At 66.5% G+C, this 15,140-nt stretch carries 12 protein-coding genes; 6 read left to right on the forward strand and 6 right to left on the reverse strand.

Annotated elements, in window-relative coordinates; translation table 11 throughout:
• The first annotated feature begins 83 nt into the window (after window positions 1-83).
• The 6 genes from smc (at window position 84) to UU9_RS05615 (ending at window position 8,838) form a co-directional block, all read left to right on the forward strand.
• The gene (gene smc / locus UU9_RS05595) at window positions 84-3,584 is read left to right on the forward strand and encodes a chromosome segregation protein SMC (RefSeq protein WP_007080753.1); all 3,501 of its coding nucleotides are present in this window, start codon (window positions 84-86) and stop codon (window positions 3,582-3,584) included.
• 10 nt (window positions 3,585-3,594) lie between these two features.
• Window positions 3,595-4,596, forward strand: coding sequence for a cell division protein ZipA (gene zipA, locus UU9_RS05600; protein WP_007080754.1), 1,002 nt, complete (start codon window positions 3,595-3,597; stop codon window positions 4,594-4,596).
• Between the two features lie 201 nt (window positions 4,597-4,797).
• A complete protein-coding gene (locus UU9_RS05605) occupies window positions 4,798-5,223 on the forward strand; it encodes a heavy metal-responsive transcriptional regulator (RefSeq protein WP_007080755.1) in 426 nt (141 codons plus the stop codon).
• A complete protein-coding gene (locus UU9_RS05610; RefSeq protein WP_050982393.1) occupies window positions 5,220-7,565 on the forward strand; it encodes a heavy metal translocating P-type ATPase in 2,346 nt (781 codons plus the stop codon). Before UU9_RS05605 ends, UU9_RS05610 begins: the two co-directional genes overlap by 4 nt.
• A 177-nt stretch (window positions 7,566-7,742) precedes the next feature.
• Window positions 7,743-7,991, forward strand: a complete 249-nt coding sequence (locus UU9_RS17840; protein WP_156804204.1) for a hypothetical protein — start codon at window positions 7,743-7,745, stop codon at window positions 7,989-7,991.
• Between the two features lie 142 nt (window positions 7,992-8,133).
• Complete coding sequence (locus UU9_RS05615; RefSeq protein ID WP_007080757.1) at window positions 8,134-8,838, forward strand: glutathione S-transferase N-terminal domain-containing protein; 705 nt, start codon at window positions 8,134-8,136, stop codon at window positions 8,836-8,838.
• A gap of 47 nt (window positions 8,839-8,885) precedes the next feature.
• Here UU9_RS05615 and UU9_RS05620 read toward each other — a convergent pair whose 3' ends face one another.
• The 6 genes from UU9_RS05620 to UU9_RS05635 form a co-directional block, all read right to left on the reverse strand.
• Window positions 8,886-10,574 carry a trehalase family glycosidase gene (locus UU9_RS05620; RefSeq protein ID WP_007080758.1) on the reverse strand — a complete coding sequence of 563 codons (1,689 nt, stop codon included), beginning with the start codon at window positions 10,572-10,574 and terminating at the stop codon, window positions 8,886-8,888.
• 208 nt (window positions 10,575-10,782) lie between these two features.
• A complete protein-coding gene (locus UU9_RS17845) occupies window positions 10,783-10,965 on the reverse strand; it encodes a hypothetical protein (protein ID WP_156804205.1) in 183 nt (60 codons plus the stop codon).
• 10 nt (window positions 10,966-10,975) lie between these two features.
• Window positions 10,976-11,176 (reverse strand): hypothetical protein, encoded by a 201-nt coding sequence (locus UU9_RS17850; protein ID WP_007080759.1) that lies wholly within the window; start codon window positions 11,174-11,176, stop codon window positions 10,976-10,978.
• A 163-nt stretch (window positions 11,177-11,339) separates the two neighbouring features.
• Window positions 11,340-12,707 (reverse strand): cation:proton antiporter domain-containing protein, encoded by a 1,368-nt coding sequence (locus UU9_RS05625; RefSeq protein WP_007080760.1) that lies wholly within the window; start codon window positions 12,705-12,707, stop codon window positions 11,340-11,342.
• A 196-nt stretch (window positions 12,708-12,903) separates the two neighbouring features.
• Entirely contained in the window at window positions 12,904-13,323 is a 420-nt protein-coding gene (locus UU9_RS05630; RefSeq protein ID WP_007080761.1) for a CBS domain-containing protein, read from the reverse strand.
• A 230-nt stretch (window positions 13,324-13,553) separates the two neighbouring features.
• Window positions 13,554-15,068, reverse strand: coding sequence for a catalase (locus UU9_RS05635; RefSeq protein WP_007080762.1), 1,515 nt, complete (start codon window positions 15,066-15,068; stop codon window positions 13,554-13,556).
• Between the last annotated feature and the right edge of the window lie 72 nt (window positions 15,069-15,140).

Below are 15,140 nucleotides of genomic sequence, written 5' to 3' on the forward strand. Positions count from 1 at the left end.
GCGTTGCAGCCGCGGCCACCGTTTGGCACAGTGCCCTGTCGCCCGCTGCCATGGGCACCACCCGATGATCCACCGATGACCGCATGCGCCTGAGCACGATCAAACTCGCCGGTTTCAAGTCCTTCGTGGACCCGACCACCCTGCACCTGCCCAGCAACATGATCGGCGTGGTGGGGCCCAACGGCTGCGGCAAATCCAACATCATCGATGCGATCCGCTGGGTGATGGGCGAAAGCGCGGCCAGCCGGTTGCGCGGCGATTCGCTGACCGACGTGATCTTCTCCGGCTCCAACTCGCGCAAGCCGGTGGGGCAGGCCACGGTCGAGCTGATCTTCGACAACGCCGACGGCACCATCCAGGGCGAATACGGCCAGTACGCCGAGATCTCGGTGAAGCGCCAGGTCACCCGCGACGGCCAGTCGGCGTACTACCTCAACGGCGCGCGCTGCCGCCGGCGCGACATCACCGATCTGTTCCTGGGCACCGGCCTGGGCCCGCGCAGCTACTCGATCATCGAGCAGGGCATGATCAGCCAGATCATCGAGGCGCACCCGGAAGAGTTGCGCACGCATCTGGAGGAAGCGGCCGGCATCTCCAAGTACAAGGAGCGCCGCAAGGAAACCGAAAGCCGCATCAAGGCCACCCGCGAGAACCTCGACCGCGTGCGCGACGTGCGCGACGAGGTGGACAAGCAGCTCGAGCACCTCAATCGCCAGGCCCGCGCCGCCGAACGCTGGAAAGCGCTGAAGGAGGAGCAGACGCGCAAGGAAGCCGAACTTCGCGCGCTCGAATACCGTGGCCTCAAAAGCCAGCACGAGGGCGAAGGCGCCGGCCTGTCCGCGGCCGAAATCGAGATCGAGAAACAGCTGGCCGGCCAGCGCGAGATCGAGGCGCAACTGGAAACCGTGCGCGAGCGCCACACCGATGCCAGCGAGCATCTCAATGCGGTGCAGGCCGACGTCTACAAGGTCGGCGCCGAGATCGCCCGCGTCGAGCAGCAGGTACACCACAACCGCGAAACCGCCGAGCGCCTGCAACGCGCCCAAGGCGAGGCCGAGCGCGAACACGCAGAGCTGGCCGCGCACATCGCCACCGATCGCGAGCAGGTCGAAACGCTGCGCATGGCGCTGGCCGAGGGCGAGCCCAAGCTGGAAGCCCTGCAGCAGATGCAGGACGACACCGCCGAGGCCCAGCGCAGCACCGAGGCAAAACTGGGCGACTGGCAGCAGCGCTGGGACAACCACACGCGCAGCGCCGGCGAGTCCAACCGCGCCGCCGAAGTGGAGCGCACCAAACTCAACTACCTCGACCGCCAGGCCATCGACCTGTCGCGCCGCCGCGAGGCGCTGGAAACCGAACAGAAAGCCACCGACGTGGCCGCGCTGGACGCCGCCGGCGAGCAACTGCATACCGAGCACGATACCCAGCGCGAACGCGTGGAAGCGCTGGGCAGCCTGCTCGACCAGCACAAGACCAGCCACGAAAAGGTGCAGGAGGAAGAGCGCCAGCTGCAGTCCGCCCTGAACGAGGCGCGCCAGCAACTGCAATCCGCCCGTGGTCGCCACGCTTCGCTGGAAGCGCTGCAGAACGCCGCGCTGGGCCAGGAGGAAAGTGCGGCCAGCGGCTGGCTGGCGCGGCTGGGTCTGGACAAGGCGCGCCGCCTCGGTGCCGCGCTGCAAGTGGATAACGGTTGGGAATCGGCCGTCGAAACCGTGCTCGCCGGCCTGCTCGATGGCGTGCTGGTGGACGATCCGCTGGGCCTGGTGTCCGAATTCGACAGCCTGGGCGAAGCCGATCTTGCCTTGCTCAATGCCGTCGACGGCGGGCAGGGCGCCAACGGCACGCTGGCCGCCCGCGTGCGCGGCCCCGCGGCGGCCCTGCAGTTGCTGTCCAACGTACAGACGGCCGAAACCCTGGGCGAAGCGCGCAACCGTGTCGGCGCGCTGGCACCGCAGCAATCCATCATCACCCGCGACGGCGACTGGCTGGCGCCGCAGTGGGCGCGCGTGCGCCGCGCGCAGGGCAACCAGGTGGGCGTGCTGGCGCGCGAGCGCGACCTGCGCCTGCTCACTGATCAGATCGCCCTGCTGGAAGGCCAACTGGAAGAAGCCGCCGGCCAGCTCGACGACCTGCGCACGCGCAAGTTCGAAGCCGAGCGCGCCCGTGACGACGCCCAGCGCGAGTTGTACAACGCGCATCGCCGCCAGTCCGAACTGGCCGGCCAGCTGCAGAGCCACCGCGGCAAGCTGGAAGCCGCCCGCGCCCGCGCCGACAAGGTCAGCGGCGAACTGAACGACCTGGCGGCCCAGCTCGAAGAGCTGCAAACCCAGACCCGCGACGCCCGCGCCCGGCTGGACGAATCGGTTGGCCTGATGGGCGACATGGAAGACCAGCGTCGCGAACTTGAAAACGAGCGCCGCGCCCTGCTCGAAGCACGCGAGGAAGCGCGCATGAACGCGCGCGAAGCCGCCGACCAGTCGCACTCGCTTGCCCTGTCACTGGAGTCCAAGCGCTCATCGCTGGCCTCGCTGGACCAGTCGCTGAGCCGCATGGACGCGCAGCTGCGCCAGATCGAGTCGCGTCGTGACCAGATCAACGAGCAACTGGCGGCCGGCTCCGACCCGATCGCCGAACTCGAAGCCGAGCGCCAGACCTACCTCGACCAGCGCCTGCTGGTGGACAAGCAACTGGTGGAAGCCCGCCGCGCACTGGAGGAATGCGACATCGCGTTCCGCCAACTGGAGCAGCAACGCCACCTGGCCGAACAGGGCCTGGCGGCGTTGCGCGAAAGCCTGTCCGAGAAGCGCCTCGCCGCGCAGGCGTTGCACTTGCGCGCCGAACAACTGGCGCAGGCGATCGCCGAGTCCGGCCTGGAGCTGGAAACCCTGCTGGCCGAGCTGGCCGAGGACATCGACGCCAACCAGTGGCGCGCGCAGCTCACCGACATCGGCCAGAAAATCGCCCGGATCGAGCCGGTCAACCTGGCCGCGATCCAGGAACATGCCGAGCAGAGCGAGCGCAAGACCTACCTCGACAACCAGCTGGCCGACCTGGTCAGCGCCATGGAAACGCTGGAAGGCGCGATCAAGAAGATCGACCGCGAAACCCGCCAGCGCTTCAAGGAAACCTTCGACAAGGTCAACGCCGGCGTGCAGGAGCTGTTCCCGCGCCTGTTCGGCGGCGGCCATGCGTACCTGGAGCTGACCGGCGACGACCTGCTCAATACCGGCGTGTCGATCATGGCGCGCCCGCCCGGCAAGCGGCCGTCCAACATCTCGCTGCTTTCCGGCGGCGAGAAGGCGCTCACCGCGGTGGCGCTGGTGTTTTCCATCTTCGGCCTCAACCCTGCGCCGTTCTGCCTGCTCGACGAGGTAGACGCGCCGCTGGACGAGGCCAACGTGGGCCGCTTCTCCGCCATGGTGCGCGAGATGAGCGAGAAGGTGCAGTTCATCTTCATCAGCCACAACAAGGCCACCATGGAAGCGGCCAGCCAATTGTGCGGCGTGACCATGCGCGAGCCGGGCGTGTCGCGTCTGGTACAGGTCGATCTGGCTGAAGCAGCTAAACTGGCGGGGGCCGCCTGAGGACATCATGATGACGCTGCAACCCGTGCTCGCCTTTGCCTGGAATCCCGCCGTCGGCATTCCCATGCTGATCGTGGGTCTGATCGTGCTGGCGCTGATCTGGCTGTTCGGTCAGCCGAAGAAGGAGCCCGGCGCACGACGCGCGTCCAGCCACCCGAATCCCGGCGAGCGGCGCGAGCCCAGCCTGGCCGACGATGCCGCCTTCGATCCTGCGTTCAACATCTCCGGACCACGCGGTTCGGAAGCGCAGCAGGGCGAACTCGACATCGGCCTGCGCGAGGAACTTGAACGGCTGGGCGCCACGCTGTCCGGCGAACGCACCTCCGCCACGCCGGTATCAAAACCGCAGCCGAAGCCGAAGCTGGCCGACCACGTGGCATCCATCGTCGATGTGCTGCGCGCGCCCAGCTCGCGCGATGAAGCCGCGGCGCCGGAACCAGCCGTCGAAGCTTCCATCACACCTGCGCCAGCAGCGCCGATTGCCAGCGCACCCGTGCCGCCGCCAGCCGCCGTTGCACCGCCGCCGCCGCCACGCTCCGAGTTGGGCAAGCGCCCAGCCCAGTTCCCGGTGGAGCGCATCGTGACGTTGTTCGTGGTGGCCCGCGATGGCGGCCATTTCAACGGCTCCGACCTGGTGGTTGCCGCCGAAAAAGCCGGTCTCGAGTACGGCGACATGGGCATCTATCACCGCCTGGTGGACGGCAAGCGCGAGCTGGGGCCGATCTTCAGCGTCGCCAACATGTTGAAGCCAGGCAATTTCGACCTGGCCCGACTCGACAGCGTGCGCACGCTGGGCGTCAGCTTTTTCATGACCCTGCCGGCACCGCTGTCCGCACTCGACGCGTGGGACGCCATGCTGCCTACCGCGCAACGACTGGCCGAACTGCTCGATGGCCAGGTGCTGGACGAGGAACGCAACGCACTCGGCCGCCAGCGCGTCGCCCACATCCGCGACGAACTGCGCGGCTGGGACCGCGAACACGAAGGCCAGGAAATCATCTTCGGCCGCTGATCGGCGTTCAGCCCACATCCCACGAGCGACAGCAGGAACGCACCATGGGCGCGATGCTCTTGCTCCTGCCTGGACTATCTGTGGGAGCGGCTTCAGCCGCGATGCTTTTCGGTTTGATGTGGCTTTGAAGCAAGCGCTTTCGATCTGTCGCCTTGACTTCGCTTGACTCTTGACCTTGATCAAGGGTCTAGACTATGCCGCATGAACATCCAGCCTGCTTCCCTGACTATCGGTGCCGTCGCCAAGCGCGTCGGCGTGGCGATCGACACCATCCGCTATTACGAGCGCGAAGGGCTGTTGCCCGAGCCGCAGCGGCGCGCGTCGGGTTATCGCAGTTATGACGAGAGTGCGGTCGCGCAATTGCGCTTTATCCGGCGTGCCAAGGATCTGGGTTTTACGCTGGAGGAGATTCGCGAGTTGCTGGCGTTGTCGGCGGATCGCCAGCGCGGCGTGAAAGCGGTGAAGCGGCGGGCGCAGCAGCGGTTGGCCGCGATCGAGCAGCGCATTGTCGAACTGCAACGCGTGCGCGACGGCCTGGCGCAACTGGTGGCGTCGTGCCCGGGGCACGGCAAACCCGAGGACTGCCCGATCCTGCGTGCGTTGGCTGATGACGAGGTGAAGGCATGAGTGCGTCATGTTGTGGTGGCGCAGCGGCTGCTGCGGTGAAGGATCCGGTCTGCGGTATGTCCGTCGACCCGGCGACGGCCAAACATCACGCCGAACACGAGGGCCATACGTATTACTTCTGCGCGGCCCGCTGCCGCGAGAAGTTCGTGGCTGATCCGTCGGCGTACCTGGAAGAGAAAGTGGCTCCCGTCGCGGCGCCCGCGGGCACGATCTACACCTGCCCGATGCATCCGGAAGTGCGGCAGGTCGGCCCGGGCGAATGTCCCAAGTGCGGCATGGCGCTGGAGCCGATGATGCCGAACCTGGACGAGGACGACGCGGGTGAGCTGAACGCCATGGCACGACGGTTCTGGACGCTGCTGGCGCTGACCTTGCCCGTATTCGCGCTGGCGATGGGGCCGCATCTGTTCGGTTGGCATCTGCCGTCGCCGTGGGCCGGTATCGCAGGCTGGATCGAGGCCGTGCTGGCGACGGTGGTGGTGCTGTGGGGCGGGGCGCCGTTCTTCCGGCGTGGGTGGCATTCGCTGAAGCCATGGCATCCGAACATGTACACGCTGATCGCGCTGGGTACGGGCGTGGCGTGGGTCTACAGCGTCGTGGCATTTCTGTGGCCGGGCCTGTTTCCGGCCGGTTTCCGTGATGTGCACGGCCGAGTGGCGGTGTATTTCGAATCGGCGGCGGTGATCATCACCCTGGTGACCCTGGGCGATTTTCTGGAGTTGCGTGCACGGCGGCGCACGGGCGCGGCCCTGAAGGCCTTGCTGGGATTGGCGCCGAAAAGCGCGCGACGGATTGCCGGCGACGGCAGCGAAAGCGACGTGCCGCTGGACGCGCTGCAAGTGGGCGACGTGCTGCGCGTGCGTCCGGGCGAGAAAATACCGGTGGACGGCGTGGTGCTGGAGGGCGAAAGCCACGTCGACGAATCCATGCTCACAGGCGAGCCGATGCCGGCGGTCAAGGCGGCGGGTGATTCGCTGGTCGGTGGCACGGTCAACCAGGATGGCGGCCTGACGATGCGCGCGCAGCGGATCGGCAGCGACACCATGCTGGCGCAGATCGTGGCGCTGGTGGCGCAGGCGCAGCGCAGCAAGGCACTGTTGCAGCGTGTGGCGGATCGTGTGGCGGCGTGGTTCGTGCCGGCGGTGGTGGCGGTCGCGGTGCTGGCGTTTATCGCGTGGGCGGTTGTCGGGCCCGCGCCGGCATTGACCCATGCGCTGATCGCGGCGGTGTCCGTGTTGATCATCGCGTGCCCTTGCGCATTGGGGCTGGCCACGCCGATCTCGATCATGGTCGCCAGCGGTCGCGGTGCGCAGCACGGCGTGCTGTTCAAGGACGCCGGCGCCATCGAAACCCTGCGCGATATCGACACGCTGGTGGTGGACAAGACCGGCACCCTGACGCTGGGCAAGCCCGTGCTGACCGAGCTGGTGAGTCTGTCTGGACGGTCGCGCGAACAACTGTTGGCGATGGCGGCGGCGCTGGAGCGTCCCAGCGAACACCCGCTGGCGCGGGCGATCGTGATGGCGGCGGACGGCGAGAACGCGCCGGTACTCAAGGTTACGGATTTCCGCTCGCTGACCGGCCGTGGCGTCAGCGCCGTGGTTGCCGGGGCCGACCTGTCGGCGGTCGGTCATGCCGCCGCGCTCGGCAACGCAAAACTCATGACCGAGTTGCGCATCGCGGTGGACGAACGCGCGATGGTCCACGCCGAAACACTGCGCGCCGTCGGCGCCACGGTGATGTTTCTGGCCATCGACGGCGAACTCACCGCCTTGCTGGCGGTGGCCGATCGCATCAAGCCCGATACGCCCGCGGCAATCAATGCATTGCACGCCGCCGGCTTGCATCTGGTCATGCTGACCGGCGACAGCGCCACCACCGCGCAGAAGGTGGCGCGCGAGCTGGGTATCGACGAAGTTCACGCCGAGGTCTCACCCGCCCGCAAGGCTGAAGTGGTGAACGCATTGCGTGCCGAGGGTCGCCGCGTGGCGATGGCCGGTGACGGCATCAACGATGCGCCCGCGCTGGCTGCTGCGGACATCGGCATCGCCATGGGCAGCGGCACCGACGTGGCGATGGAAAGTGCCGGCGTCACGCTGGTGAAAGGCGAGCTGGGTGCGATCGTGCGGGCTCGTGCGCTGTCGCAGGCCACCGTGCGCAACATCCACCAGAACCTGTTTTTCGCCTTCGTCTACAACGCCGTCGGCGTGCCCGTGGCGGCGGGCGTGCTGTATCCGTGGTTCGGTATCGTGTTGTCACCGATGTTCGCGGCGCTGGCCATGAGCTTGAGTTCGGTATCGGTGGTGAGCAACGCGCTGCGGTTGCGGCGAACGGCGTTGTGATCGGTGGATACCCGTGTATTGAATGCGTGAAAGCCTCTTCATGCCGCGCAGCCGCGACCGCAACAAGCAGGCGGTTAGGTTCTGCGGCGCGGGCGCGGTGTCATGGTTTTGCCGTGGAACGTGAGCTGTGACTATCGTGATTGCCGCGCTCGCACCTTCTTGCACCGAGGAATTCCCATGAAAATTGTGATCGTTGCAGGGTTGGTCGTTGCGTCCACGGTGGCGCTGTCGGCCTGTGGCAAACACGACGACACCGCGAACACTTCCGACACAGTGCCCGGCACCGCGGCGACGGCTTATCCACCGACCGCCCCGGCGGCTCCCGCGATGCCACCGGCCAACGCATCGACAGCCCCGACCTATCCGCCACCGGCGACGACCGCAGGCATGGATAACGTCCCGCCACCGGCGCGAACCAGTCCGTAAGGCAGGCCTTGCGCAACGGATTTGCAAGGCGAAGCGGGGCTTGTTCGGGCCTCGCTGCGTCTTGCTGCATGTTGACGTTACGATTGCCCGATCTTCAGGCTCGCCGTGCACAGGCTCGCGGGCTGCTACCCAAGGAGCAACCATGTCAGACCTTTCCCGCTTTCCGATCGCCCAGCGCTGGCCGGCGCAGCATCCTGATCGGATCCAGCTGTATTCGCTCAATACGCCCAACGGCGTAAAGGCGTCGATCATGCTGGAGGAGACGGGCCTGCCGTACGAGCCGCACCTGGTCGATATCACCCGCAACGAAAGCCACACGCCGGAGTTTCTTTCGCTGAACCCCAACGGCAAGATCCCCGCGATCATCGACCCCGATGGGCCGCGCGGCGAACCGCTGGCGTTGTTCGAGTCCGGCGCCATCCTGATGTACCTGGCCGACAAGACGGGCAAGTTCATCTCCACCGATCCGGCCCAGCGCTGGCACACGATCCAGTGGGTGTTTTTCCAGATGGCGTCGATCGGCCCGATGTTCGGCCAAGTCGGTTTCTTCAACAAGTTCGCCGGCAAGGAGTACGCCGACAAGCGTCCGCTGCGGCGCTACGTGGACGAATCGAAGCGGCTTCTCGGCGTATTGAATGGACGTCTGGACGGCCGTGACTGGATCATGGGGGATGACTACAGCATTGCCGACATCGCCACCGTCGGCTGGGTCAACAACCTGATCACCTTCTACGAGGCGCGCGAGCTGGTCGGTTACGACGCGTTTGCCAGCGTCGGGCGCTGGCTCAATCGGGCGCTGGAACGCCCGGCGGTGCAGCGTGGCCTGAAGATTCCCAGCCGCGACTGACTTGCGGGAGCGGCTTCAGCCGCGATGCTCTTCAATCCACAGCACGATCAATGAACCGCGTAGCCCGCGCGCCGCTCGTGGTCGGGTTGCGCAGCGTGCAACAACTGCTGCAACTTCAGGTACACGCCATTGGTCCAGCCGAAGCCGATGACGTTGTCCTTGTAGCCGGCGCTGATCTTCACGTCGGCGTTGCCGCTGACCATGTTGTATTTCTCGCGGATGGTGCCGTCGGCGGCCAGGCTGCGGTCGATGGTGGCGGTGAACGCGCGGGCGATCCGCCGTGCGTCGGTGTGGAAACCGTAGGCATCGAGGCCGGCCACGGCCAGCCAGTTGGTGGGTGCCCAGCCGAACGGCGCATCCCATTGCGCGCCGCTGACGTGATCGCTCATCGCCAACCCGCCCATGTGTTCGAACACCGGCAGCTTCGCGCGTACCGCCTCGGCTTGCCGCGGCGACGCGGCGCCGGCCCATAGCGGATAGAAGGTGGTCAGGTAGGCGTAGTTCGATGACGTCTTGTTGACGAAGTCGTAGTCCATGTACATCCCGCGGTCGGCGCGCCACAGGTAGGTGTCGATCGCGCGTCGCCGCGCATCGGCGGCGCTGGCCCAGCGCTGCGCGTCGTCATCGAGATCGAGCCGCGCCGCGAAATCGTGCAGGTCGCGCTCGTAGCGGTAGAGCAGGCTGTTCAATCCCACCGGCGCGTAGTGATGGGTGGACCCGCCAAACGGGCCGAAGCGGAAACTGGTGTCGAAGCCGGATTCGCGCATGGCGCGGTCGCCCAGGTAGAAATCCGCGCTGAGGCGGTAGCCGTTGGACCACGCCGCGGCGCATACGGCCGAGGCCTGCACGTCGCAGCTGACGGTTTTCAGGTGCGCGGCCTCGGCCGCGTCAGGATGCTCGGGCGCCTTGACCAGGTAATCGCGGTGAATCGACGGGTGCGCCAGCAGCCAATCGATGGCCGTGACCAGATAGTCGCTGTCGGGAATCTCCTGCACCGGTCGTGCGCCACCCAGGTCGAAATAGCGGGCCAGGCCGGTGTCGCCGGCGCGATGCTCCTTGCGCAGCCAGATGTCATGGTCCCTGACCGCCAGCGGGTAGGCATGCCGCAGCCATGCCTGCGCCTCGGCGCGGTTGCGGAAAGCGGCGGGGTCATCCAGCAGGGCGCGGATCATCGCGCCCAGGAACGGAGGTTGCGAACGGGTGAGGTAATAGGTTCGATTGGCGTTGAGCACGGCGCCGTAATGCGCCACCTCGAACAGGAAATTGTCGACCATGCCGCGCGCCAGGGCAGGGCGGTGATCGGCCAGCAGGCCCAGCACGATGAAATAGCTGTCCCAGCCGTACATCTCGTTGAAGAAACCACCCGGCACCACGTAGGGATGGGGCAGATACAGCAAACCCTGGACGTCCAATCGGGTGGGCGAGAGGCCGGCCAGTTCGGTGATCGGACGCGGCAGCTTGCGCACATCGACGCCGCATGGCTGCTTCAGCCGGGCAACCTTCGGCGGTGTCGGTACGTTCGCCGGCAGGTACAGCACGGGATGGCTGGCGATCTTGCTGTCCGCCAGCGAGGCGCAGTCGTCCATCGAGCGCGTCAGCGTGCTCCACGCATGATCGATATAGGCACGGGTGCGTTGCGGATCAGGCTGGGCGCTCCCAGGCTGGGCGCCCCAGGCGCCCGCCGCAAGCGCCAGCGACAAAGCGGTGGCAAACGCGCATCGGAAAAAAATCTTCATCGGAATGCTGCCCCTCCCAGGCTTGCGTCCCTCGCGGTGACACACCCTCGACTTTGGAAGCGGCGTGCCGCTCTCGAGCCACCGTTCAGATCGGAGTCCCTCCCGCTCTCGACCGCTGCCAATGGCCGCCCAGCGTGACGACAAGCCTCGATCTCGGCACTTCGCAAAGAGAGGTGCCGATACCTCCCCGCCCAGGATGCGGCGATCGCTATCGGGAACCCGCCGTACCGCTGTCGTTGCAGGCCGGATGTCCGCAGCGGCAATCGTCGGGCTCGTCGGACAACGGGGATTCCACCCGCTTGCGGCAGTGTTCGCTGCAATACGCTTCACCCTTCGGTACGGTGCAGCGGCAGGCGGGATGGGCGCATTGCTGGTTGGCGGTGGCATTCATGGAAGCGTCCTCATTGGCCGGTGGCATCGTTCATGGAAGATTCGCCCGTGAGCTTCTGGGCCATCTGCACTTCGGCGATGCCATCAGCGGTGGCGCGGATCATGAAGTTGCTGTCGGTCGCATTCACGGAGTGCGGCCGTGCGGAGGCGGCGCAGACAAAACCAGGCGCCAAGGCGCTGGCGGCGAGTGTGGCGAGGAACCGACGGGACATTTCGCTCTCCTTGGAGATGGCCGTCCAAGCAAAACCCACGTCGGGGCAAGGAGGCGTGATCTTTTCGTCGACCGGACATGACGCGAGGCGGCGGCGCGCTCCATTTGCTTGCTGCCACGGAATGCGTCCGCCGTTATCGCACCGGGCGGGGACTTTGGCGACATCAGTGGTCCGGAGGCCGATGCCGATTCCTGCCGGTGCGCTCGATGCGTCGCTGGCGCCATGCCAGCAGCGGCGGCGTGGAAATGCCGTGGACGATGATGCTGAGCACGACGGTCGTTATCGCGAAATGGGAGACCAGCGCGGCATCATCGCCATCGAGCCCGCAGGTCATCGCGAAAGCCAGGTAGTTCAGGCTGCCGATGCCGCGCACGCCGAGCCAGCCGATCAGCAGCCGCCGTCGCAGCGGTATGCCGCTGCCGATCGTCGACAGGTAGACCGACAGCGGACGCACACCCACAAACAGCACCAGCGCCAACGTCATGCCCGCCATGTGCCAGTAGCGGGCAAACGCGGCCCCCAGCAGCAGTACCAGCGCGGCAGCCATCAGTCGCTCGAGGGTGGTGCCGAACGACAGCGCGTCGGACACCACCAGGCCCGCCGATGTGGCCGGGTGGCTGATGTCGTCCGGGCCGACCCGATTCGGGTTCACGAGCATCTCCGCGGGTGGATGCTCAAGCGGTTCGCCAGCTTGCCCCAGGCGCGGGTGTGGATGCTGCGCGACCACGCGCAGTTCGGCGTGGCGCAAACCCAGGCCCGCGGCAAAGGCCGCGAGAAAGCTGGATGCGGACACCGCCTGGGCGGCGGCATAGGCCAGCGCCATCAATCCCAGCGCCAGGAAGTCGCTGGGCGCGGTGTCCTTGCTGGTGGCTTTCAGCCTCACGCCCAACAGCCCTGTCGCCCGGCCCAGGGCAAACCCGATGCCCAGGCCGCCCAGCAGCGACCAGGCGAAATCGCGCCACGCCCACGACGCGACATCCGCGCTCGAAACCGGGCCGGGCATCATCAACAACGCAAGCGCCAGAAATGGCAGCGCCGTGCCGTCGTTCAGCCCGGCCTCGCCCGAAAGCGCGAGCCGCAAGGCATCCTTGTCGCGCGCATCGTCGACGGCCACCATGCTGGCAAGCACGGGGTCGGTCGGCGCCGCGATGGCACCCAGCAACAACGCCAACGGCCATGGGAAGCCGAACACTCCATGCGCCACCGCGCACAGGCCCAACACCGTCAACACCATCGCCGGCAACGCCAGCCGCGCCGCCGTGCGCCACATCGCTCCATGAAAACCCACACGCAGTTTCAGGCCGGTCAGAAACAGCGAGATGACCAACGCCATCTCGGTCAGTCGCGCCGTGCTCAGGGCGTGCTCGGCAAAATCCACGTCCATCAGGTCCAGCACCCACGGACCGGCGATGATGCCGGCCAGCAGGTAGAGGCTGAACGAGGTCACCGGCAACCGGTGAATCCACCCGGAGGCCAGCGACATCAGCAACAACAAGCCGCCGATCAACGCAGACCATGCGGTAAAGCCCATGGGCGGGATCCTGGCGAAGTGGGCGGATGGTTGACTACGCAGGGCCGCGAATGGCGCCCCGACGGTTACGGGAGGATCAAGCCCTCAACGCGAAGGCACGCGGCGAAGGCACGCGCGCGGCCGGAATGGCAAGCGCGCGCGTGGTGCCCTGTGCGGCATCGGTTGCGCCGCGCAAGGCTGTGGATCGGTCGCGCCCTCAATGCGGCGTGGAAACGCGTTCGGCGACCTGCTGCTTGAGTGAGCGTGCGTCGGTGGCCTCGAGATCGGCCTGGGCCACGATGCCGCAGATGGCGCCATTCGCATCGACGATGGGCACCCGGCGAATGCGGTGCCTGGCCATCAATTGGGCGCATTCCTCCAGCGTGGCGTCGTCGCGAACCGTCTGCGCCGGCGCCGTCATGCAACTGTCGACGGTCACGTCCTGCGCGCTGCCACCCACGGCCACGCAGCGCAGCACGATGTCGCGATCGGTGATCACGCCGATCGGCCGCATCTCGTCGTCCGTGACCGGGATCTCGCCCACGTCCTGCTCCAGCATCAGCCGGGCGGCATGGGCCAGCGGGACGCCGGCGGAACACACGCGTGGACGGGGCGTCATGATGCTCTGAACGTTCATGCTTTCTCCTGGCTGCTTCGCTAAAAGCGCGGGGTCGATCGACCGCGTCGTGTCCGCAGAGATTGCACTGGCCCCGTTCAACAAAAGGTGTGCGAAGTGTCAAAGCTGCCACGGTTCACAGGCCGGTTGGGCGTGAGCAGGCCGACGATCGGTGCGTTCCTCGACCATGAAGCACGGCGCCGACGACCGCCCGGTTCATTTCCGGCGGTCGTCGTGCCGCGCTGGCAACGTCAGCCGTCGCCCATGCCCTGGACCGGCTCCGGCGCGCTGCCGGCTTTCACCCGGGCTTCGATCCGCTGACCGATGTCGCTGTCGACGTGTTTCCAGTAATCGAATGCACGCTCCAGCACGGGGCTGCGCACGCCGCCAAGCAGGCTGCCGGCGACCTGTTCCACGAACTGCGCGCGCTGGGCGTCGTTCCACACCTCACGAACCAGCGTACCGGGCTGGCCAAAGTCGTCGTCCTGCGCATGCAGGGTGTAGGCACTGCGGGTCATCTCACCATCCGCCTCCCAGCCATCAGCCACCGGGCCGGTCTGGTCCGACCAGCTGTGGCCGCCGCTGTTGGGTGCGTATACCGGCGCATTGCCCTGATGGTGGTACGCCATCTGGCCATCGAACATGTAGCTGTTCACCGGCACCTTGGGCTGGTTCACCGGCAGCTGGTGGAAGTTGGTGCCGATGCGGTGGCGCTGTGCGTCGGCGTAGGCGAATGCACGGCCGAGCAGCATCTTGTCCGGCGACAGGCCGATGCCCGGCACCGTGTTGCCGGGGGAAAATGCCGCCTGCTCGATCTGCGCGAAGAAGTTGTCGGGGTTGCGGTTCAACGTCATCGTGCCGACCTTGATCAGCGGGTAATCCTTGTGCGGCCACACCTTGGTCAGGTCGAACGGATTGAAGCGGTAGTTTTTTGCCTCGGCATACGGCATCACCTGCACCGATAGATCCCACGCGGGATGCTCGCCGCGGGCGATGGCCTCGAACAGGTCGCGGCGGTGGAAGTCCGCGTCCGTTCCGGCCATCGCGGCGGCTTCGGCATTGTCGAAAAACGCCATGCCCTGACGTGTGTGGAAGTGGTACTTCACCCAGAACTTCTCGCCGGCGGCGTTGATCCACATGTAGGTATGCGAGCCGTAACCGTTCATGTGCCGCCACGTGCGCGGCAGGCCGCGTTCGCCCATGACGTAGGTGACCTGGTGCGCGCTTTCGGGGTTGCTGGTCCAGAAGTCCCACTGCATGTGGTTGTCGCGCAGGCCGGAGTCCGGCAGTCGCTTCTGGCTGCGGATGAAATGGGGAAACTTGATCGGGTCACGCAGGAAGAAGATCGGCGTGTTGTTGCCGACCAGATCGTAGTTGCCCTCGTCGGTGTAGAACTTCAGCGAGAAGCCGCGCACGTCGCGCCAGGTATCCGGGCTGCCCGATTCGCCGGCCACGGTGGAGAAGCGCGCCAGCATGTCGGTCTTCGCACTTTTCTGGAACAGCGCCGCGCGGGTGTAGCGCGAGACATCCTCGGTGATTTCCAGCACGCCGAACGCGCCCGCACCCTTGGCATGCGGTTGCCGTTCGGGAACCTTCTCGCGGTTGAAGTGGGCCAGCTGCTCCAGCAGGTGCACGTCATGCAGCAGAATCGGACCGTCGGGCCCCAGCGTCAGCGAGTTGCGATCGCTGACCGCGGGTGCGCCCGTGCCGGTGGTCGAGCCGGTGGCGGGCGAACCGTTCCGGGGTGGGTTGCTGGAATTGCTCATGAGTCGCTCCTCGGTCAGTGGGCCAGCCAGTTTGCTCGCCCGGTCGTTGGGGTTGTGTCATCAACCTTCGTT

This window comes from Rhodanobacter fulvus Jip2 (genome assembly GCF_000264315.1).
GTDB classification, from domain to species: domain Bacteria; phylum Pseudomonadota; class Gammaproteobacteria; order Xanthomonadales; family Rhodanobacteraceae; genus Rhodanobacter; species Rhodanobacter fulvus.

Excerpts from the sequence above, each read along its gene's own strand:
- UU9_RS05625 (WP_007080760.1), bottom strand. The coding sequence starts at position 12,707 with ATGGGCTTTACCGCATGGTCTGCGTTGATCGGCGGCTTGTTGTTGCTG.
- UU9_RS05610 (WP_050982393.1), top strand. The coding sequence starts at position 5,220 with ATGAGTGCGTCATGTTGTGGTGGCGCAGCGGCTGCTGCGGTGAAGGAT.
- UU9_RS17840 (WP_156804204.1), top strand. The coding sequence starts at position 7,743 with ATGAAAATTGTGATCGTTGCAGGGTTGGTCGTTGCGTCCACGGTGGCG.
- smc (WP_007080753.1), top strand. The coding sequence starts at position 84 with ATGCGCCTGAGCACGATCAAACTCGCCGGTTTCAAGTCCTTCGTGGAC.
- zipA (WP_007080754.1), top strand. The coding sequence starts at position 3,595 with ATGACGCTGCAACCCGTGCTCGCCTTTGCCTGGAATCCCGCCGTCGGC.
- UU9_RS05620 (WP_007080758.1), bottom strand. The coding sequence starts at position 10,574 with ATGAAGATTTTTTTCCGATGCGCGTTTGCCACCGCTTTGTCGCTGGCG.
- UU9_RS05615 (WP_007080757.1), top strand. The coding sequence starts at position 8,134 with ATGTCAGACCTTTCCCGCTTTCCGATCGCCCAGCGCTGGCCGGCGCAG.
- UU9_RS05605 (WP_007080755.1), top strand. The coding sequence starts at position 4,798 with ATGAACATCCAGCCTGCTTCCCTGACTATCGGTGCCGTCGCCAAGCGC.
- UU9_RS05635 (WP_007080762.1), bottom strand. The coding sequence starts at position 15,068 with ATGAGCAATTCCAGCAACCCACCCCGGAACGGTTCGCCCGCCACCGGC.
- UU9_RS17850 (WP_007080759.1), bottom strand. The coding sequence starts at position 11,176 with ATGTCCCGTCGGTTCCTCGCCACACTCGCCGCCAGCGCCTTGGCGCCT.
- UU9_RS05630 (WP_007080761.1), bottom strand. The coding sequence starts at position 13,323 with ATGAACGTTCAGAGCATCATGACGCCCCGTCCACGCGTGTGTTCCGCC.
- UU9_RS17845 (WP_156804205.1), bottom strand. The coding sequence starts at position 10,965 with ATGAATGCCACCGCCAACCAGCAATGCGCCCATCCCGCCTGCCGCTGC.